Genomic DNA, 20,042 nt, shown 5'->3' with positions numbered 1-20,042 from the left:
TCCGAGAGAAGAGCGACATGTCAATGCCCGTGTTCAACATCGAAGTGGACCAACCGAGATCGGTCGAGCTGATCCTCGAGCACTCGGACCAAGACGGTGCGACCGACCTACTCGGACCAGCCCTGCAGGCGCTGTCCAACCACATTCGCACCCAGCCGTTCCTCGCCGACGTGTTCCGTCTCGTGATCACAGCGGACCGCTCTGCATCGTTCGACAGCACACGCAACAGTTGGGAAACCCTGCACCGACAGCACCTCAACGGCGCCCACGGCGCACCCGCGGCTGGACAACCAGCGGATTCGGCATCCTCCGACGGACTCCGCATCGTTGTCGCCCAGGCCGATTCGATCCCCACTCCACCCGCAGACGGCGGAACCTGGCCGATGCTGCTGTGGATCATCGGCGACGGAGCCGACAACCACTACCTCGCCGCCCACACCGCCTGGACCGCCAACCGAACCGTGTCGGACCCAAGTGCCAGCCCCAACCGTCTGAGGGACGTGTGTGTGCGCTTCCTCCAGGATGTCGTGCTCGCCGACACCGGCGACGCCCACAGCTGGGTTTCGGACGGTATGGGATCTCTGCTCAGCGGTCTCGGATATGCAGCCCAGTAGCTCGCCGACGTCAACGGAACGGTGGACACACAGATGCCGATCGATCACGCAGCACTGAAGATCCACCGCGAGCTCGGCTCCGGTGGGTTCGGGACCGTCCACGAAGTCGACACACCTCACGGCCTGGTGCCCGAACCTGTCTGCGCCTTCAAAGAGTTCAAGAACGCCCACGCCGACGAACTCGCGAATCTCGCAGTCCTCGTCCGGTACCGGCGCCAACTCGACCCGACCGACCGCCGACTGCTCGACGAACTGACGACCTGGCCCCTCGACACCGTCACATCAGCAAACGGAACCGTCGTCGGCTACCTGATGCGCCTGGTCCCCTCCGAGTTCGTCGAGACCTCGATTGCGCAAGTCAACGCCAAGACGACCGTGATGCGTTCGATCGACTGGCTCGCCCACCCCGACCACTCCCGCCGCAACGGAGCCTCCGTCGTCATCGACGAGAACAACCTGGTGCAGCGCCTGTGGTACTGCGCGTGGGTGGCACGCGTCTTCCACTTCCTCCATCACCGCAACATCGTCTACGGAGACCTCAGTCTGACCAACATCCTCTACAGCGAATCACGGGCCACCCCGATCCTGCTGATCGACATCGACCCCGTCAGGATCGAAGGACAGTCACCCGCGGTCCGTCAAGCCACCTCCCCCGGCATGCGGCCCCCCGAGGCGAAAACATCGGGACCGCACTTCACCCAGAACCTCAACACCGACCGGTTCAAGCTCGCGCGGTTGCTGTACAACATTCTGGGTTCAGCCCTCCGAGTGGACCCGCAGCTGCAAGCACTGCATGGGAAGGTCGACGTCGCAGGCATGCAGATGTTCGCCGCCGGCCTCGGCACAGACGCCGCCAACCGGCCCACCGCCCACCAGTGGTACCGGTACTTCTTCGATCGCTACACCGCGTTGATCCAGCCACCGAAGATCACCCGACTGACGGTCACCCCACCCCACGCCCTCGTCGGACAGAACGTCACCGTCGAATGGGACGTCGAAGGCCACCAAGCACTCGAACTCACCACCCCCACGGGCGAGCGACGCCGAATCGGCGTCAGCGCACCGAACGAACTGCGTGTCGCCCTTCCCAGTTCCGGCCAGTTCGTACTGACCGCAACCAACTCACACGGAACATCCGAGTACGTCAGTGACGTCGTGTACGCCGTCGAACCCCCACACGTGGAATGGGTCGGCGTGCCCGCCATCGGGCAGATCAGCCGCGCGATCATCGGCATCGACATCGACCAACTGGCGCACGTCGTCGACCCAGGCCGCGACCTGCATTGGGTTGACGACCTGCTCTCCCACATCGCTCCCCCTCCCCTGCCACCAACCCTGAACGACTCCACATTTCTCATTCCACAGTTCTCAGGGCTGATGCTCGACGAGAAACGATTCACCCGTCTACTCGACGCAGCCATGTCCACCGCTGAGCAACAAGCCCTCGTCCCTCGGTCATCAACTGTCGCGTCCCACCGTTCCACCGCGCCCGACTGACGGCGCCACCTCCCGCACCGAACACGTTCCCTGCATCGTCCTTTCCTCCACGTTCGCGCCGACAATTCCCGGCACCGTGGTGCGGCTGCCGTTGCTCGGATGGAGGCGCGCGCTGCTGGCCCCGCTGACGGTGGATCGTTGACCGGTACTGAGGCGAGGGAACATTGCGGATCTTCGCGATGGTCGAGAACGTGCCGACACCGTGCGGGCGCACATCGCGGCGTGCCGACAACTCGGCGTTGTGTGCCGGTCATCTTGGTGATGGCGCGCGGTGCTGCGTGAATCCATCCCGGTAACGTGAAGGGCCGTGACCGCTGAGATCGTCTTCCCAGGGTTCGAACTGACTCGTTACGACGTGCAGCAACTCGGGACCATCCGTCCGCTGCTGGCATCAAGCCACGGAATGTGCGGGCTGTACATACTGCGCTTCGCCGACGGCGCCGCGTATGTCGGCCAATCCGTCGATATCGCACGCCGATTCCTCGAACATCGCCGCCGCTTCGACGACCTCGTCGCCATCGACGTCACCCCCTGGGTGCGCGAGGATCTCGACGCAGGCGAGCAGCGGCTGATCGCCACTATCGAGTCCGGATGCGTGATTCGGAACATCCTGCACGCCGACCGACCCGGCGGAGACGACGAAATCGCCGTGGCCATAGACGAAGCCCAGAGCATCATCCTTCCGTGGGACCGAGAAGCGCGCACACGCGCCGGCGCACCGGGTACGCGTCCGCCGGGTACGGACCGCCGCGTCAAACAACTCGACCGGAACGGTGACCTCGACACACTGTCCGCGATCATCGGCATCTACGTCGACGAGACGATCCCCGACCCCAACAACACCGTGCCGTACCTGTGGAACGTCCCATCGACCGTCCTGACGCTTGGCCGCCCGCACCCGCTCGTCTCCGACTGACACCGAGCGTCACCCCGGTCAGTCACCTCGCCCGCGTTCACATCGAAGTCTCTCACCGCCGAGATCTCTTCGGTACGGCCGGCGGCTCAGCAGGCGGTGGTGCAGTGCTGCGTGTCAGCCCACAGCGCCTCCGGCCGGATTCAGATGCTGGTCGGTCGTGCCGAGAACACCCATCATCACCGAATTCCAAACCGGGAAACATGCGCGGGCGTGTACCGGCGATCAGCCTCGTCGCCTTCATCCTGCCGAACCCGGGTAGCGCACGCAGGGCACTGTCCAGGTCCCAGGCGGGCCACCGGGGGGCCGACCGGGTCGGTTCGTCGAACACCCCGACCGGCCTCGCCGCCGCCAGAAGGGCGCTCAGCACCTTCGCCGCGGTGTCGAGGATCTCGCGCACAACAAGACGGGTTGATTCGTGCGAGCTGGGAACCGCCACATATTGTCCCCGTTCGCTAGGGGACAAGGGCCCCAACGAACGCACGTGTCAATCGAATGGTCTATTGACTCGGAACTGTTGAGGCGCAGCATCTTGCGCACGTACAAACAGGGTGTGGGGACTCATCTCGAAATTACGTTTCGACCGACTTCTTCTGGTAGTAGTTCTACCTATCGCATCCTCGGTACGCGACACCGACGAACACGTACATGAGCCGACATAGCGCAAGGAGAGCAGCTTCCCAATTTTGACCGTAGCGGTCGACCACGCCAGTCCTCCACCCAAACAGTGTCGCCATGAACAGGAAGGACAGGCTGTGCAGACTTCCCGCGCCGCCCGGTCACCCGTGCAAATCATCGGCGCCGGACACGGACATCACCTTCGTGATCACCAGCAACTCGAAACGCCGCTCATCGGCCGCAGCGATCCATCGGCCACGCGAAAGCTGGCTACGGTGATGCCGCCACACCGTAGTGAGTCAGTACTGGCTCACCCACCGCCCCATTCACAGAACGGAAAATCATTGCATCAGATAATCTCGCGTTACACGGGTCAGCTCATCGGCATCAACATCGAGAAGCCCGCAAAATTCGAACCAGTGAAATTGGTAGACGCCAACACTGAGTTCATCACCATAGAGAGCCCCGGTGGACGAACGATGCACTACTCAGCGCGATGGATCGTTTTCGCAATGGAAGGTGAGTTCTCACTCGGAGGCGGATTCAGCAAGAAGACCCCCGTTCCGCTTCTCGTCCAGGTATATCAATTTCTCGTCCCTGGCAGTGGCGGCGGTGTCGGCGTCGGAGTGGCCTTCTAGGCCAACAGGTACCGAGTGATACCTGCTCGGTGGAAGCCTGATCAGTCCGCTGTTTTGCGACCACCAACAGGAAGCCGAGGACCGCCGCCTTTTCGGCGCCATCAAGTCCTGCTACCTGCGGTTGTTGACGGACTACGACGGGCCGCTCCTGAGGGCGGCGTCTTCGTCACGCATTCGGTCCTGCAACGAGACGCCGACACACGGGTGCGCTGCCGCAGAATCGGTACAACGCACTCGACATCGTGACACCGGTGCATCGGGCTGCTGGCGGTGGAGCAATCGTCATCGTTCACGTGAATGACACCGGCGACAGCTCCGGCAACTCGATCGCCGTCGTCGATATCGCCACCGCCACAGCGAGCAGAAGAATCCCACACCAGCCTCCTGCTCGCGGTGGACATCACCGACAACAAGCGGCTTCACCGCTGGACAGGTATCGATCATCGACACAACTACCGGCACGATCACCGCGACCATTCCCGTTGCGGAAGCGGCTAGCGGCATCGATGTCGCACCCGACGGACGCACCGCCTACGTCGCTCACAGCACCCCCACCAATGCCGTCACCGTCATCGACACCGCCACCGTTCCCATCACCGAGAACGGGCAACTCGTCGCCGTCACACCCGACCCCTACGGCACCGGCCAATACGACACCGTCTCCGTCGTCTCCAACACATCCGCGCCGACCGACCCGCCAACCCCGCCCGACACCGGGTCACTCGGGACCATCTTCGGACGCTGAGCAGTCGGAGGGAACCGACCGGTACACACGACGCGTTCGTTCCGGCACGGGCGCCGGCGGGTGCAGGTATCAGGCCATGCCATCAGGGTCGGCGATCGTCCGCAGCTCGTCCCTGGTTTGCTCATGCGCCGCGGCGTGACAGGCGCCCTCGACCGCGGACTTCCGGAGCACCCAGGTACCGCCGACCCCCGTCGCGGGCAGGACCTTTCCCCTGATGACCGTCAGGACGCGCCGGCGGGTATTCCGAGTCCGTCAGCTGCCTCCTGTATCGGCCACCGCTCAAAGCAGCAGTGTTACCCCGAACACAAGGTCCAGCATGACAACGCCAGCAACGAGGCCTCCGAATACCACTGCGACAATAAGGAGCGCCGAGCTCGCCGTGTCGGCCCAATCTGCGGAGCCATCGGGGACCGCGGCGTTTACGAGCCGCGAATCCTGAACCGGTGGAGTCTGTCCCAGAGAATCGATGGGAGAGGCCACCATCTCCGCGACCAGAGTTCCCACCACCAACAGAACGGCACCGACGAGGGTCATCCACAGTCCCCATCCGATCGACACTGTGCCGTTCCGTAGATCGTCGGCGGGGATGAGACTGGATGCTTTGACCAGGGCGACAACAGCAACAACCAGGCACAAGATGCCCATCACGACAGCCACGACCAACGGCCAACGCCTCGGCGTGGCGGCCTTGATCAGCAACGCCACCGCTGCGATTCCACCCAACGCCAACGTGAACTTCCCGACCGACTGGGTCCCGGGAACCGAGATGAACCACGAGGACACCCAGGGTGCAACGCTGCCGATGATGATCGCGACGCTCGCGAGTCCGGCGACGATGTAGCCCGGAAGGTTCACCGATCCCAAAGCCGAACTTCTCACCTGTGTTACCACCGCACCGCCCAATCCTGGAATCATCATCGCGGACGTCAAGCTGGTGGCTCGGCTTCCTCTGTCCCGGGATCATATCGGGACACTCCGACCGAGCCGGTTCCTTATGGACCTGATCGGCAAACCGGCCTCGCCGCTGACGCTGGGTTTGCTGTGCGTCGCAGTCCACGACCGGCCCCGTCGTGCCTGAGCAACTCGCCCACGCCTGCCCGCGGAGGGCTGGCAAGCACGGTGCGCGAGTGTCATTCGGATGAATGACACTCGGTTCGTGTGGAACTCCTGGGCAGACCCGGTGACGCTCGCTCAGATCGATCGTGGAAACTTTCTGAGGTGACTGAGGAGATTGCGTGAGCGCCGGAAAGTCGGTGCGGTTGTTCCTGGCCGACGGAACACCCGGTGGCTTGTTGACGGCCGAGATCATGAACTGGACCGGCCATGTTGTGGCCGCACCCCGCTCCGACCTGGCCGAACTGCTGAAACGTCCGGAGACCAGTCGTACCGGGATCTACATCCTGATCGGCGAGGACCCGGCCAGCGTCGGCGGGCTGATCGCCTACATCGGCGAAGGCGACGATGTAAGCAGACGTCTGTATCACCATGCGCGGCCCGGCGATCAAGGCGGCAAGGACTTCTGGGACCGTGCGATCGTGCTGTCCAGCAAAGATGCGAACCTGACAAAAGCGCACGCCCGCTACCTGGAGAGCCGCTTCATAGCCCTCGCCCTGCAGGCAAGTCGGGCGACGCTGACAAACGCCACCACACCCCCACCGCTGGCGTTGCCCGAGGCCGACGTATCGGACATGGAGTATTACATCGCTCAGGCCAAGATCGTTCTGCCGGTACTGGGCATCAATATCTTCCGGTCCGCGCCATCAGTGGACGCTGGATCGCCAGGCCTGTTCGACCTGGACTCCCAGCGTCAGATGTCGCCGGTATTCGAGTTGCACCTGAAAAAGGAAGGGCTCCTCGCGAAGGCACAAGAGATCGACGGGGAGTTCACGGTATTAGCGGGCTCCCAGACCCGAACCCAATGGACCGCCACACAGCATGAGGGATACCGGCGGCTGCGCGAGAAACTCCTGCAAGACGGCACGATCACCATGTCAGACGATGGAATCACGATGCACTTCACGCGCGCACAGGTCTTCGGCAGCCCGAGCGCCGCCGGAGCGGTCATCTTGGGCCGAGCCGTCAACGGCCGCACCGACTGGAGGATCCCCGACAGCAACGTGAACTACGGAAGCTGGCAGAACCAGGGCCTAGAGACGACCGCATTCTCCACAGCGGACGCGGACGAGAACGCGTTCGGATGACACGACCACACAGGGACTGACAGTCAGCGTCGGGCCAAATAATTCTTCTCGCAGTGTCACCCAAACGAGCGACATTGCGTGGGGGCGAACGTGCATCCGACAGATTCCGCTGCTGTGCGCGCCGAACATCGTGCCCAACTCGAGGACGGCCTTCGTGACAGCGCGTGACGTCGGGGCTTCAGTTCGGTCGACTCACTTCGTACGTGCCCTCGTTATCTGTATATGTGACCGAGACTGTTCTCGCCGTGCCTTGGATGTCGACCGCGCATACGAGTGTGACGCCTTCATGAGGGACCCGGTCCTCAGGGCAGCTCACCTTGCTGACGCTCGCCGCTCCGTAGGACTGCGTGAGTACCTTCGTCACACCTGGAGCGATGTCGTCGAAGCGTTCGTCGCAGGCTTCGATTTCTGCGTCGACCAGTGCGCGCGCTTGCGGTCCCGGCAAGCCGACGTCATCGGCATATTCCTGGTCCAAGAACGGGTCTCCGTTATTGTTCCCGCTGATGAGGTAACCGAGAAGCGCGCGCCCGAACATATTGCAGCCTTCATGACGAGCGGGAACGAGTTGGTTGACGAACTGTGCCGACTCCATGGGAACCGGTGAGGGTGTCGGAGTCACCCGTGATGCACATCCGACCGCCGACATTGCCACGACGATCATGAACACACTGCCGACTCTCTTCACGGCAGGAATCTTATGCAGCCGATACAGGCGCGCGCAGACTCCCCCGCCACAGGGGTGAGGAGCCAGGGGTGAGGTCGCCGCCTCGGAAGACGCGTGGCCGTGCGCTCGTTCCACCAAATCGCGACACCCAACGGCGATGCCATCAGCTATCTCGTCAATCCGCATACGTTTTCACTGCCAATGAGCGGTGTCGGCACTGCGGCATCCCGAAAATTCCCACCATCCGCTCGCCGACACCCACTCCAGGCGCTCCCGGCCCTCTACGAGCCGGGTGGCAGCATGCCGAAGTCCGGTCGGCGCCGGCCGCCGTCAACGCGGTTCGGGTCGCACTCAGCCACGCCTTCGCCCACCCGGCATCGAGTGCCTTGAGAAGTTGGTACTGGGTGCGCCAGGACGCGGCCCGGAAACCAGGTGCTTCCGGTGAGTGCAGGCGCAGCGAAATCCGCTCGGATCTTGTGCTGTCCCCCAACCGCCGACCGTATGAACAGCGGCTGGGGCCTCATACTCAATAACGGTCAATCCGACTGTCACGCCCGAGGTGCCAGCGGTGCGCTATCGGTCCGAGACATCAGATGCTGGGACTCGAGAGGCGTCCCGACAAGGTCCGCTCGACCCCACGACGGCGTCGCTTGAATGCAGGCCAAGCGACCTCGCCTGCCCTGCTGTCGGCTCGGCGCGAGGACCGCGACGCGTTATCTGCGATGAGCGCGGGTATCGATGAACTGGTACGGCTCCGGTTCCCCTGCCGGAGGCAGGTTGTAGGGCGCGGGCGGGTTGCCCGGGCCATGGTTGTGCGAGTCGACGCCACCCGAGCGCTCACTGCGCCGACGGTCCGACTCTCGGTACCCCCAGTATCCGAGACCCACGCACATGACGGCGGCGAACACTGCGTCCCCGAAGTGCGTCTGCGCAAGAGACGACACTGCCGAAATCGCGAACAGTACGGTGAGAACGATCGCGGTGCCGAAACGACGCTGACGGCGTACCTGGGGGTCCGGGTGTGTGTAGAACCTCTTCGCCCGCGGATATCCGTGCTTGACGGCGAAGTAGATCGCGATGATCGGGAGGACGAGCAACATCAGCGCGAGTCTGAGGAGTTGCTCGGTCAGACCGGGGCGCGACCTCCGACGCCCGCCTGTGAGCGGTATGGATGCGCGGAGCGGGCCGATGCCGCCGCTGAGACTGATACCCATCAAGAGACTCCCTGTGTACAACGTGATGCGCGAGTGCTCAGGAAAAGTAGCAGAACCATCCGACGCACCCGATCTGCGAGAAGCCGCTAGTGCGTGTGTCATTCAGAGGAACGACACACCGAGGACGGGCAGCTTCGGCGGGCCCATCCGACCTTGCCCACTGCTCGAACCGAGCGGCCTCCGCCGGGCGGCCATGTCGTGCCACGCCGGATTTTGCCGCTGCCGCCTGTTCACTGCCGGTCCTGCCCCACTGCCGGTACGGCGATGCCCCCGAGGTCCGACGATCCGGGGCATCCTCAGCCGTGAAAAAGTCGCTCATCCCGCGAGGAGCCTCCACCGTGGCTTGTCCGCGACGCCGACAGCGATGGCGATGCACCTGTGCGCGACGAGGAGGAACCCGAGACATGCTGTGCGGACTATCAGTACGCGGCGTTGGCTCCGTACTCGGCCTGCGCGCTCGTGAAGCCTTCGTACTCCAGTTGCTCAATCAGTCCCGACTTGGAGAACGGCGTCATCTCGAGGTACTGCTTGGCACTCAGCGCAGCCTGCTCGTTCCAGTTCACGGTCACACTGTCCACCGCGTACGTCGCATCCGCGGTGGAGAAGCCTTCGTACTCGAGCTGGTCGATCAGTCCGCTGCGGGAGAAGGGACTCATGTCGATGTACTGCTGGGCGGACCGGACGGCGTTGCGCTGACTGGAGCTGATCTGTGGCTTGACCGGGGCCGGTGCGACCGGAGGCGAGCTGCTCTGCGGCTTGGCCGTGACGGGTACGACCGCAGGTGCAGGTGCTGCGGCGGTCCGCGAGGGGAGGCTGCTCGGTGCGGGTGCAGCGGAGATGGCGGGCGTTTGTGCTGCGGTGACGCGGGCAGTGGTGGCCTGGCTGCTGGGTGCAGACGCGGTCGCCGTGGTGTCCTTCTCCTTGTCTCCTCCGCCGAAAGCTGCTGCGAGGATGAAAATGAGAACGATGGCGCCGGCGATCCACGGCCACTTCTTCCGCTTCGTTGCGGGGGTTTCTGGCTGACCGCCGGGCGGCGGCGGAAAGGAGCTCGGATCGTGGGGCGCGGTCATTGTTCCTCTTTCGGACGTAGCTGAAGTCGTGATTCGATCACGACCTTCTCAGATTTCTCTCAGGATTGCTTGAACTTAGCTGTCGACGAAGAATGATGCTCACGCGCCTCCCGGTTCCCGGACCCGCAGAACCGCTATCCCGCCATCGTCATTCACGCAAATGACAGCGTCACAACAGAACATCACCGCGTCGGTGTGAGCACCGGGCCGGAACCGTCGTGGGAAGTTGGTTGTGATATCAATTAGCTCGCTCAACGGTTGCGTCAGTGTGTCGAGAGGTTCCGCGTGTCCCCCAGGCAATTCATCGGCACTGTCAGTACTGCCCTGCTGATCGCCGGACTTCTCACCCTGGTTTGGGGCGTCAACCTCGGCTACAACGACAGGCTGCATCGCGAGATCCAGTGCGGAAACGCACTGGTCGAGGACTACGAACTCGCCGAGGACGCCGACTACTCGATCCGCATGTACAACTCGATGACCGGCCGCGACACGGACGAGCACTTCGTCGACGACTGCAAGTCAACACGCACCTTCCGCCAGGCACTCGGATGGCCCCTGGCCATCGTTGGCGCCATCGGGCTACTCGGTGTCGCCGTGATACGCCCCACCAACACCCCGAGCCCCCAACTCCCGGCTGCTACCAACCCCGGCGAGCCGCCCTACCCGGCCGTGGAACCGATCGAGAAGTAACGTCCCGCCCGGCGGGAGACTCTGTCATTCACCCGAATGACGCTGATTCCGAGTCACTCTCACTTGATGAAATAGATTACCGTCCAACGTGCACACAGCTCCACGTCGCGGCACAGGACGGGCACTTCTGCCTCGACGACCGCTCCCTGGCTCGACCCGCCCGCACCGACCCATGACATGAGAGGAACTGGCCGTGGCGGCATTCGACGATCGTCGGACTGTTCTGCGCCCTGACAGGGCTACTCATCCCCGCGCTTGTCTTGGCGCGATCCGTTACGTCGAGACAGGCGGGCACGAACACGAAACCGGTTCCGGCCTCGCCGTCGCCGCACTGATCCTGGGTGCTGACGTGCTGACTGCCGTCGTAGTTCTCGTTTCCTTTCGCTGAGTCGAACACCCGCGCCGTTCGACATGAAGCGCAGGACCTGACGGTGCGTCCGAAACGCCTCCTTGCCACTCGGTTCCGAGTGGGGCGATCACCGGCAGCGTCGACCACTACCCTCTATTTTCGCCACGTCTGGCATCTGCCTGTGGCGTCGCAACTCCCGACCGTTCCCGGAGCTCCGTGCAAGAGAAACTCCAGCCACGACGTCAGATAGGCCAGATACCGACATGCGACATCGCCACACCCTTTCCCTCGTCACATGGATCAGCTCGGTCACGTTGATCCTCGCCGCCTGCAGCGACGACTCAGCCACCGCGGCAAGCAACGCCTCGTCGGCATCAGCAACCAGTTCGACGGCCGAACCCGACTCGACCGTCAAGCGGATCACCGCCCCACCCACGACCAGCGCGGTCGCCGAGGCCACCAGAGAGGAGGATCTGCACGGGGCTGCGCTCTACCTTCAGACGTGTCACGACGCGCTGGAGTACTTTGACGCGTTCCGTGAACTGGCCGACATGGCCGGCGAACCCTTCGACGCGAAGGAGGCCGCCGACGGACTGCTCGAACTCGCACGCACCGGCGGCGAGGAACTTCGCCACGACCTCGAAGCATCCGGTGACCTCGACGTAGCAGCCGCCGATCCGAATGAACCGACATGGGAGGAAATCCCGAAGGCCGACCGCACCGAAATCGAGCGCGCCATCTACGCCGCCGCAAACGACGACTGCTGACCCCAGCAAGAAACCCGGCGCGTGGGCGCGACTCCGGCTGCGATCACCCTGACCAGCCGCGCCGCCGCGACCCTCGACTACCAACGCCACGCCCACGGGCGGCGGACTATGCGGGCGCGCCCTGTGGAGGGTTTACCTGGTCATCGAGGACGGCTGCACCCTTGCCGGGGGAGGCATTTACCTGGACGAGATCGGGGATCGGTTCGATTGTCTTAGGTGTGGCTACAGCGGTGGTTCTGGCAGACAGACCGCGGAGATCGTCCAGCGCGGAGACGCATTCGGTGAGATGCCGATGACTACTCACGAAGTTGTTGAAGGCATCTCGAAACTGCTTGTTGGCCCGGTCGAACGAGGTGACGGTGGTCGTGGCAGCGTGTAGGGCGCTGCCGAGGGTGGTCTGCATGGTCACGAGATCTGCATCCAGCGCTCGCCCGGTTGCGGCCAAGTGCGCCCCCGCTGCGATCACCGCGAACCCGGTGGGTCCGGCGAGGTAGACCCCGTGGGACAGCAGATCGTGGAGCAGTTCGGGGTCCCGGTTGCATGCGGAAATGGCAACGCCGTCGTCGGGGACGAACAACACTACCCCGCCGAGGTCGGCCCCTGATCGGTCGTACCTCCTGCTGGCGACGGCTTTTGCATGGCCACGGATCGTCGTGACCAACGCGGTGAGCGCCTTCTCGTGTTCGGCTTCGTTGTCGGCAGCAACCGCATCCGCGGCTGCCCAGTATTGGTCGATCACGCATTTCGAATCAACCGCGAGGCGCCGCCCACCGTCGAGGAGCAGGACGAGGTCGGGTCGGGCATGTGAGCTGCCGCTGATTTCCGTTTGGGTGGTGAAGTGCACATTTTCGCGCAGTCCCAACGATGTGCAGGTTCGGACGAGGACCGCTTCTCCCAGCGCGCCCCGGCCGTGGGAACTGGCGAACGTTTCCCGGTAGCGGTGCAGCTCCCGTTCGCTGGACCGGAAGTCAGCCGAGCGAGCCGCGCCCTGCCGGACGACGACGATGAGTGCGACGGCGAAGAGAACAGCGGCAGTCAGCGCGGCCGCCGTATACGCGGTCATGCGGATCTCCGATCGGTGCGCTGATCGAGCCCAATCGGGGTGTAGCGGTTCGGCGCCGTTCCGATTTCGCCGGATTCGGCGCTTACGGGGCCCCTGGCTCGTTCGTGCCGACCAGTCCGTCGGTGCGAACTGTGGGTGCCCTGGCCTGTGGTGATGTCTGGGGTCTCGAAGGCAGCGGTCATATCCGCTCGACTGATCCCACTTGCAGCGCAGCCCGCCGGAGGCTGGTCCCAGTCATCGTCGTGTAGTAAGTGTGTGGGCATAGCTGCTCCTTTATTCGGGGCGAAAGTGCCGACGTAGTAGAAACCAGATTCGAGCTGTAGAGCACGTCTGCGATGGGTTTTCGGGACCACTTCGTGTCGATTCCTGTCGCAGGGTGGCTTCAGGTGGAGAGCCCCGCGGCCGACCGGATACGTGGGGACAGCTAAGTAGTTCGGCCAGTGGCCAACGATTCGAATCTCACCGATCCGTCCGGCTGGATGATCGTTATGCGTTGGTCTCGCTCGCCCGATCAGGTTCCTCGGTGCGAGATCAGCGAACGGCGGTCACCTCGATCTCATACATCCGGCGGCAACCCCGGCGACCGATTCCGCCGGCGCGAAAGCCCTGAGTAGCCGATCAGGACCCACTTGGACCGTTCGGCAGGCGTTACTCAATGGGAATTGGGCCGTGTCCACTGAGAAGGGCCCTCTCACCCCTGGCCGCGGGCGAGAGGGCCATCCACAGATGCCTGGTCAGCCGAACAGCTTGCTCAAGATCTCCCCGATGACCGGGATGCCATCAGCACTGCCTGTGCTTGGGGGCGCTTCCGTCACATCAACAGTCAGCGTCGCAGTCGGCGGCCGACTGTCCGGCCAGCCCACCCCGCTGGCGCAGCCATACGCATAAATGGTGTGCGTCCCGGTAGCGGTGGGCGTCCACTGCACGGTTGCCAGCAAGTCCTCGTTCGGCGCAACCGGAATTCCCCCGAGCAGGTCGCTCTGCTCCGCACTGTACGGATCGACATCCACCGTGTCAGCGGTCATGTAATTCCCCAGGTTGAGGGGTTTGTCCGTCACGTAATTCCCCACCCGGCCGTCACGTAATTCCCCACCCTGGGGCGTGTCGGCCGGGGCTGGGGTGCTGCTGCAGGTTCGCTCCTGACTGGGCCACCGACACGGGGCCTGGGAAGGGGCCTGACGGTGGCAAGGAGAACGTGGACGATGATCGATCTGATGGAGTTGTTCCGGCATTGGGATGCCGGAAGGTCTCAGGTGCAGATCTCGACGGCCCTGGGAATCGACCGCAAGACCATCCGGAAATACCTGGCACCCGCGTTGGCGGCCGGGCTGACGCCGGGCGAGGGCGGCAAGTTCGACGAGGCGCTCTGGTGGGAGCTGATCGCCGGGTGGTTTCCGGAGGTCGGCGACCCAGCGGCGCGGGCGGTGACGTGGCCGGCGATCGCCGCGCACCACGACTGGATCGACGCGCAGCTGAAGGCGTCGGTGACGGTCGCGACGATCGCGCAACGCCTACGTGACGACCACGAGGTCGCGGTGTCTGAGTCGACGGTACGACGTTATGTGGCAGCGCAATTCGCCGATCAGGTGGCGGAGTCGAAGGTGACGGTGCTCCGGGGTGCGGTCCCTCCCGGCGACGAGGCTCAGGTGGACTACGGCAAGCTCGGGATGTGGCGGGATCCGGCCACCGACCGCCGGGTGGCGGTGTGGGCGTTCGCGATAATCCTGACCTGTTCGCGGATGCTGTTCGTGCAGCCGGTGCTGCGGATGGACCAGTCCTCGTGGTGCGCCTCGCACGTGGCCGCGTTCGAGTTCTTCGGCGGCACGCCGGCCCGGATCGTGTGCGACAACCTCAAAACCGGAGTGGACCGGCCGGATCTGTACGACCCGAAGATCAACCGCGCCTATGCCGAACTCGCCGCCTACTACGGGCTGCTGATCGACCCCGCTCGCGCCGGAAAACCAAAGGATAAACCCAGGATCGAGCGCCCGATGCCCTATATCCGCGATTCGTACTTCAAGGGCCGCGAGTTCACCTCGCTGGCGCAGATGCAGGACGCCGCTCTGGCCTGGTGCACCGACGTCTACGGTCGCCATAACCATCGTGGTCTCGACGGAGCGCAGCCGACAGCGGTGTTCGATGCTGTCGAAAAGCACCGTCTCACACCACTTCCACCGCGACCATTCGACCCGGTCCGCTACCAGGTCGGCAAGGTCGCCCCGGACTGTCACGTCAAGGCCGGCAAGGCCCTGTACTCGGTGCCCTGGCGGTTGATCGGTCAGCAAGTGCTGGTCCGCACCAGCGGCGACGTGGTGCAGATCTTCCACACCGAGCAGGTGGTCGCCACCCACGTGCTGCACCTGTCGGGGCGGTCGACGAACCCCGAGCACTACCCTCCGCACAAGATCGCCTACACGCTGCAGACGGTGTCCTGGTGCCGGGCGCAGGCCGAGCAGATCGGTCTCGGCGCCGTCGCGATCGTCGACGAGTTATCGCAGGTCAACGCGCTGCACCGGCTGCGGGCGATCCAGGGCATCATCCGGCTGCGGGACCGCTACGACGACGCCCGCCTGGACGCGGCCTGCGCCCGCGCCCTCGAGGTCGGTGACCCCAGCTACCGCACCGTCAAGGGCATCCTCGCCGCCGGCACCGAACACGACGGACGGCCGGCACCAGCCCCCGCACCGGCGCCGGCATTCCTGCGCGGACCCGATGCCTTCGACACCGAACGCACCGCCTGAAGTGTTGAACGCTGCCACTGACACATGCTGCACACCAATTACTTTCACCTTAGGAATCGTCATGACCATTCACGACCCCAGCCTGCGGGCTGCGCTGAAAACGTTGAAGCTGACCGGGATGCTCGACACGCTCGATGCCCGGCTCGCCCAGACCCGGGACGGGCAGCTTGGGCACCTCGAATTCCTCCAAGTGCTGTGTGAGGACGAGATCGCCCGCCGTGAGACCGCGGCGCTGGCCCGCCGGCTGCGGCGGGCGAGGTTCGAGCAACGGGCCACGTTCGAGGACTTCGATTTCACCGCGAATCCGAAACTCCCGGCGGCGATGCTGCGGGATCTGGCCGCGCTGCGCTGGCTCGACGCCGGCGAGTCGGTCATTCTCTACGGACCCGTCGTTATCGCCGGTTTGAGCTGAGAATGACTTTGTTTGCGCTGGTCATGACGTTTCTGCGATTGATGCTGTGTGGTTGGTGGCGGTCCCTTGGCGGGTGAGTTGGCGGCGCAGGTCGAGGTTCTCGCCGTGGGCCTGTTCGAGGGCGTCTCGCAGGGCCCGGACTTCGGTGCGGTGCTGTTTCTTCAGCTCGATGATCTGCTGGCTGAGTGTGTGGATGAGGGTGTTATCCGAATCAGGTGGGGTGGCGGCGCCGACCGGTCGGGGGTTGGCGCGCAGCCGTTCGATGCGGGGTCGCAGTTCGGCATGGTTGTAGAGGAAGGCGTGGGAGACGCCGGCTTCGCGTTGGACTGCTTGGAAGGTGACGCGTTCGCCGCGTTTGAGCAGACGCCGGATGGCCTGCTCGGCATCGGCGGTCTTGCGGGTGGATTTGGACTTGGCGGCGGCGACCAAGGCAGCTGTGCGGTCTGCATGTGTGGTGGTCACGGTCGTGTCCTCCGTGTGATGGGGATGAGGGTGAGTGGGACGGGGCCGGTCGTGGCGGCGTGAGATCCACCGCCTTGGATGGCGCGGCCGGGGTCTGTCGGCAGTGCTTCCAGCAGCTTGGTCAGTGCCGCCTTCTCGGCGCGGCGGTGTGTGAGCCAGACGTTGTCGTCGGGCATGGGGCTGCCGTGTCGGATCTCGAATTCGGTTGTGGTGCGGTCGATCAGGGTGGTTGTGTTGTCGAGTTGGCGCTCGAGGACGGTCCGGTGGGTGACGTCGGTGGCGAACACCGAGCACGTGAGGCAGGCGTTGCCCTTGTCGCAGGATTGGAGCGGTGGCAGTAGACACCAGCCGTTGGGCAGGAATCGGTCGGCTCGGTCGAACAGGTGCATGCTGTCGTGGTCGTCGCGGGAGAACTGGATCCGGGTTCCGTCGGCTTTCAGTTTCACCGTCGCGAGGAACGCTTGTTCGGCGTGCTGTTCACGGGCGGCGATGTAGTGCATGGACATCGTCGGGGTGGCATGGCCTGCGTAGCGTTGCAGAACGTGGATCGGCAGACCGAGCTCGGCCAGCCGGGTCAATCGGGTGTGGCGGAATCGGTGGGTGTGGCTGAGTCTGATCACGCGGCCTTGGCTGTCGGTGAACTGCACCAAGTCGCTGAACTCACGCAGCATCCAGTTGTAGGTGCCTTGGGGATAGGGTTTGCCGCCGGTGCGGTTGCCGACGCGCTGGACGAACAGAAACCGCGGCTCGTGGTCGGGGAATTTGTCCCGGACCCAGCGTTGCTGCTCACCGATGACCTCGGTCACTTCCCGGTCGACCAGGATGGTGTCTGGTGCGATATCGATCTTCGATTGCGCATAGTGGAATCGTGCGATCTTCTCAGTGCCGGGCGCGGTGACTGTGGTCGCAGGTGGCGCGGTCAGACAGTCGAAGGCGCAGGTGCGGATTTCGCTGGCGCGACGGCCGGTGAGGATCTGCATCAGAATCATCCGCATGGCTTGTGGATCGTCGAATCCGTTGGCCTGCAATTGTGTTCCATCGCCGCGGGTGATGATCATCTGCTGTTCGCGGGGCAAGCCGAGCAGCGGCAACGCCGCCAGGATCTGGCCCATGGCGTGGTCGTCGACGTAATGGTCGTCGTTGAACTCGCGCGTGCGCTTGATGCGGGCGACCTGCCGGAACCAGCTGGCGGCGTGCGCCTCGGTGACCCGTGACCACGGCTCGGCGCCGAGCAGCCGGTGGGCTTCGTCGCGGTTGTCGGCGACGAACGCGAACAGCTCACCGACCGCTCGCAGGTCGTCGTTGATCTGACGTGGATGCACCGGTCTGTCGGCGAATCGGCGGTCGTTGCTGCGCAGCAGCCGGTTGGCGGGGTCGGCATCCCAACGCCGGAATGCCGCCGCCTGCGCGGCGGCGTTGGCGGGGTCGCCGAGGATCTGCAGTGGGTCGTCGACAGTGCTCAGCCACCGGTCGAACCTGGTCAGGCATTTGACTCGTTCCTGGCTGACCGTCGACCACCGTAGGGTGCCGGCCTCGAGCGCGGTCCCCAGATACCATTTCGCTGCCTCTCGCAGCCAGCGATGACGGATCTGGCCGGGCGAACAGCCGTAGTTGGCCTGCGGTTCCCGCCCGGTCAACGGTATCCGCGGATCGCAGCGCGGGTGCCATTCGTCGAGATCCCACCAGTGCCCGTCATGACAGCGCGCCAGCAGCGCCAGCCGAGCGAACCGGAACATCACCCGCAGCCGGGCGATGCTGCCATGGGGCGGCAGCCGCCCCCATCGGGTCGCATAGAACCATCGCTGCAACGCCGCGGCCTGATCCCAGTCCATCGCCCGGATCGACGGTGGGAACGGATGCTGTTCGCGGATCGCTAGTCGGAGGATGTTGGCCATCTGATTGGTGGCCAGGACGGAGGAGCGGGTGCCGTCCAAGGCCTGCCAGTGCGCCATCCAGGCCAGCTCGGCAGCAATCGTCTCCGGCAGGCCGTGCAGCTTGATCCGGGCCTTGGCGTTCTCGGTGATCTTTTCCCAGTTGTCGATAGCGGGTCCGATGATCGGTCCGCGCCATTGTGGCGGCAGCTCCTGCAGGAGCTGCCAGATCGGGTCGGTTTCGTTGGCCGGGCGCAGATAGGGTGGCCGCTGTCCATTCATTCGGTCACCTGCCAGTCGGCCGCATATGATCGCCAGTTCGCCGCCGCCCGCAACGCCTCGTCCTCGCGAACCCAGCCGTAAAGGTCCAAAGTCGTTTGGACATGAGCGTGACCGAGCCGCCGCGATACCACCCACTCCGGTGTCCCCGCCAGCAACAACGCGGTCGCATGGCTGTGCCGGAACCAGTGCGGAGACCAACCCTCGGCACCGATGCCCCTTCGCCGCAACGCATTCGTCTTGTCCCGCACCGTCCCTTCCCGTAGTGGCGACAGGAACGGCGGCCGGCTCAGATTCACCAGCAACGGCGACTCGACCCCCAGCGGCAGGCCCAGCTCGGTTGCTCGGCAGGCGATGTGGGTCAAGTAGTCCGCGAACAACCGCTCCAAGTCTGCGCCGACATAGACCCGACGCGGGCGCATCATCTTCACCCGCGCCCCGTTCGCGTTGTCGTCTCGCGGCACGATCTCGACGAACGGTGTCCCGCCGCGCCCCATCACGAAGTCGCTGATCCGCAGACCCAAAGCCTCACCCAGCCGCATGCCGGTCTCAGCCAGCAGCGCGAACAGAAATCGGTCCCGCAGATTCCCGACCCATTCACCAGTGGCAGAATCGAACACGGCGCATCCGCTCAGGATCGCCTGGATCTGCCGAGGCAACAGCAGAGGTGGCCGACCAGTGCGGCGGTGACCGCGGCGCACCCGCACCAGCGACGACGGTCGCGGTGCCGCCCGAGCATCCAGATGCGCCAGCAGCCCCCGCGCCGGCATCCGCCGCGGTGCCCCGCGCATCAACCTTCCCGCGACCGGAACCCCGAAAACCGCTTCCTGCCAACGATAGAACGACATCAACGCCGCCAGCCGCGCCTCCAACGTCGAAGCCCCCGGTGCCTGCTCCTGCGGGACCAGGCTGTGCTCAACCATCCGGCCGTTGCGCAACCACGACAGGAACCCCGTCACCGCAGGGACACCGACGTCCCGCCACTTCCCGACCTCGTCCCGCTGCTCCAGGAACGTCCACCACTGAGCCAACGCCGTCGCATAGCCGCGCACCGTATTCGGCGACCACAGAGTCCGGTGAAACTCCAACCACTCCTCGACCGGATCAACGGTCCGATACGACGCATCGACCACCGTCCACGTCCGGCTCCCACCAGGCGGTCGCACCGCCAGCCCGTATGCCACAAGCACCGCTCCCCATCGTTGTTGCACTCCCTCTGATAACCGAGAAACAA

General features: G+C 64.4%; 19 protein-coding genes and 1 pseudogene. 10 read left to right on the top strand and 10 right to left on the bottom strand.

Going from position 1 to position 20,042, the window contains the following annotated elements:
• The first annotated feature begins 17 nt into the window (after positions 1-17).
• The 3 genes from CJ179_RS36535 to CJ179_RS36525 all read left to right on the top strand — a co-directional run bounded on the left by CJ179_RS36535 (position 18) and on the right by CJ179_RS36525 (position 3,027).
• On the top strand, positions 18-614 hold the full coding sequence (locus CJ179_RS36535; RefSeq protein ID WP_143548976.1) for a hypothetical protein: 597 nt from the start codon (positions 18-20) through the stop codon (positions 612-614).
• Between the two features lie 33 nt (positions 615-647).
• On the top strand, positions 648-2,111 hold the full coding sequence (locus CJ179_RS36530; RefSeq protein WP_143548975.1) for a hypothetical protein: 1,464 nt from the start codon (positions 648-650) through the stop codon (positions 2,109-2,111).
• A gap of 307 nt (positions 2,112-2,418) precedes the next feature.
• Positions 2,419-3,027, top strand: a complete 609-nt coding sequence (locus CJ179_RS36525) for a GIY-YIG nuclease family protein (protein ID WP_095864669.1) — start codon at positions 2,419-2,421, stop codon at positions 3,025-3,027.
• A gap of 52 nt (positions 3,028-3,079) precedes the next feature.
• Here the strand turns inward: CJ179_RS36525 and CJ179_RS53250 are convergent, their stop codons facing one another.
• The gene (locus tag CJ179_RS53250) at positions 3,080-3,394 is read right to left on the bottom strand and encodes a hypothetical protein (RefSeq protein WP_257015983.1); all 315 of its coding nucleotides are present in this window, start codon (positions 3,392-3,394) and stop codon (positions 3,080-3,082) included.
• A 385-nt stretch (positions 3,395-3,779) separates the two neighbouring features.
• Between CJ179_RS53250 and CJ179_RS50895 the strand changes: the two genes are divergently transcribed.
• A complete protein-coding gene (locus CJ179_RS50895; protein WP_143548974.1) occupies positions 3,780-4,280 on the top strand; it encodes a hypothetical protein in 501 nt (166 codons plus the stop codon).
• A 1,024-nt stretch (positions 4,281-5,304) separates the two neighbouring features.
• On the opposite strand, the gene CJ179_RS50885 is transcribed toward CJ179_RS50895, so the two are convergent.
• Entirely contained in the window at positions 5,305-5,928 is a 624-nt protein-coding gene (locus CJ179_RS50885) for a hypothetical protein (RefSeq protein WP_143548973.1), read from the bottom strand.
• A 332-nt stretch (positions 5,929-6,260) separates the two neighbouring features.
• On the opposite strand from CJ179_RS50885, the gene CJ179_RS36500 reads away from it, so the two are divergent.
• The gene (locus CJ179_RS36500; protein ID WP_095864665.1) at positions 6,261-7,226 is read left to right on the top strand and encodes a GIY-YIG nuclease family protein; all 966 of its coding nucleotides are present in this window, start codon (positions 6,261-6,263) and stop codon (positions 7,224-7,226) included.
• A 178-nt stretch (positions 7,227-7,404) separates the two neighbouring features.
• Here the strand turns inward: CJ179_RS36500 and CJ179_RS36495 are convergent, their stop codons facing one another.
• The 3 genes from CJ179_RS36495 to CJ179_RS36480 all read right to left on the bottom strand — a co-directional run bounded on the left by CJ179_RS36495 (position 7,405) and on the right by CJ179_RS36480 (position 10,174).
• On the bottom strand, positions 7,405-7,911 hold the full coding sequence (locus tag CJ179_RS36495; protein WP_179377780.1) for a DUF4333 domain-containing protein: 507 nt from the start codon (positions 7,909-7,911) through the stop codon (positions 7,405-7,407).
• Between the two features lie 692 nt (positions 7,912-8,603).
• Positions 8,604-9,104, bottom strand: coding sequence for a hypothetical protein (locus tag CJ179_RS36485; RefSeq protein WP_095864662.1), 501 nt, complete (start codon positions 9,102-9,104; stop codon positions 8,604-8,606).
• Between the two features lie 419 nt (positions 9,105-9,523).
• On the bottom strand, positions 9,524-10,174 hold the full coding sequence (locus CJ179_RS36480; RefSeq protein ID WP_095864661.1) for an Ltp family lipoprotein: 651 nt from the start codon (positions 10,172-10,174) through the stop codon (positions 9,524-9,526).
• A gap of 285 nt (positions 10,175-10,459) precedes the next feature.
• Between CJ179_RS36480 and CJ179_RS36475 the strand changes: the two genes are divergently transcribed.
• The 3 genes from CJ179_RS36475 (at position 10,460) to CJ179_RS36470 (ending at position 11,980) form a co-directional block, all read left to right on the top strand.
• Positions 10,460-10,864 carry a hypothetical protein gene (locus CJ179_RS36475; protein ID WP_095864660.1) on the top strand — a complete coding sequence of 135 codons (405 nt, stop codon included), beginning with the start codon at positions 10,460-10,462 and terminating at the stop codon, positions 10,862-10,864.
• Positions 10,865-11,057: 193 nt separating this feature from the next.
• On the top strand, positions 11,058-11,252 hold the full coding sequence (locus CJ179_RS51650; protein ID WP_179377737.1) for a hypothetical protein: 195 nt from the start codon (positions 11,058-11,060) through the stop codon (positions 11,250-11,252).
• 224 nt (positions 11,253-11,476) lie between these two features.
• The gene (locus CJ179_RS36470; RefSeq protein ID WP_095864659.1) at positions 11,477-11,980 is read left to right on the top strand and encodes a hypothetical protein; all 504 of its coding nucleotides are present in this window, start codon (positions 11,477-11,479) and stop codon (positions 11,978-11,980) included.
• Between the two features lie 106 nt (positions 11,981-12,086).
• Here the strand turns inward: CJ179_RS36470 and rmuC are convergent, their stop codons facing one another.
• On the bottom strand, positions 12,087-13,043 hold the full coding sequence (gene rmuC / locus CJ179_RS36465; protein WP_095864658.1) for a DNA recombination protein RmuC: 957 nt from the start codon (positions 13,041-13,043) through the stop codon (positions 12,087-12,089).
• A gap of 734 nt (positions 13,044-13,777) precedes the next feature.
• Entirely contained in the window at positions 13,778-14,068 is a 291-nt protein-coding gene (locus tag CJ179_RS36460) for a hypothetical protein (RefSeq protein ID WP_143548972.1), read from the bottom strand.
• A gap of 177 nt (positions 14,069-14,245) precedes the next feature.
• Between CJ179_RS36460 and istA the strand changes: the two genes are divergently transcribed.
• Complete coding sequence (gene istA, locus CJ179_RS36455; protein ID WP_095864656.1) at positions 14,246-15,784, top strand: IS21 family transposase; 1,539 nt, start codon at positions 14,246-14,248, stop codon at positions 15,782-15,784.
• A gap of 61 nt (positions 15,785-15,845) precedes the next feature.
• A pseudogene (locus CJ179_RS36450) lies at positions 15,846-16,175 on the top strand (ATP-binding protein); the annotation flags it as partial.
• Between the two features lie 42 nt (positions 16,176-16,217).
• Here the strand turns inward: CJ179_RS36450 and CJ179_RS36445 are convergent.
• Genes CJ179_RS36445 through CJ179_RS36435 form a run of 3 tightly spaced genes read right to left on the bottom strand, consistent with a single transcriptional unit; the run spans position 16,218 to position 19,992 of the window.
• Positions 16,218-16,658 (bottom strand): DUF6262 family protein, encoded by a 441-nt coding sequence (locus CJ179_RS36445; protein WP_095864655.1) that lies wholly within the window; start codon positions 16,656-16,658, stop codon positions 16,218-16,220.
• The gene (locus tag CJ179_RS36440) at positions 16,655-18,811 is read right to left on the bottom strand and encodes a tyrosine-type recombinase/integrase (RefSeq protein ID WP_095864654.1); all 2,157 of its coding nucleotides are present in this window, start codon (positions 18,809-18,811) and stop codon (positions 16,655-16,657) included. The genes CJ179_RS36445 and CJ179_RS36440 overlap by 4 nt, the downstream gene beginning before the upstream one ends.
• Complete coding sequence (locus CJ179_RS36435; protein ID WP_095864827.1) at positions 18,808-19,992, bottom strand: tyrosine-type recombinase/integrase; 1,185 nt, start codon at positions 19,990-19,992, stop codon at positions 18,808-18,810. Before CJ179_RS36435 ends, CJ179_RS36440 begins: the two co-directional genes overlap by 4 nt.
• Positions 19,993-20,042: the final 50 nt, after the last annotated feature.

Source organism: Rhodococcus sp. ACS1 (assembly GCF_002300155.1).
GTDB lineage: Bacteria > Actinomycetota > Actinomycetes > Mycobacteriales > Mycobacteriaceae > Rhodococcus_F > Rhodococcus_F koreensis.
The sequence above is the reverse complement of the archived record's forward strand: the minus strand, read 5'-3'. Positions and strand labels throughout refer to the sequence as shown.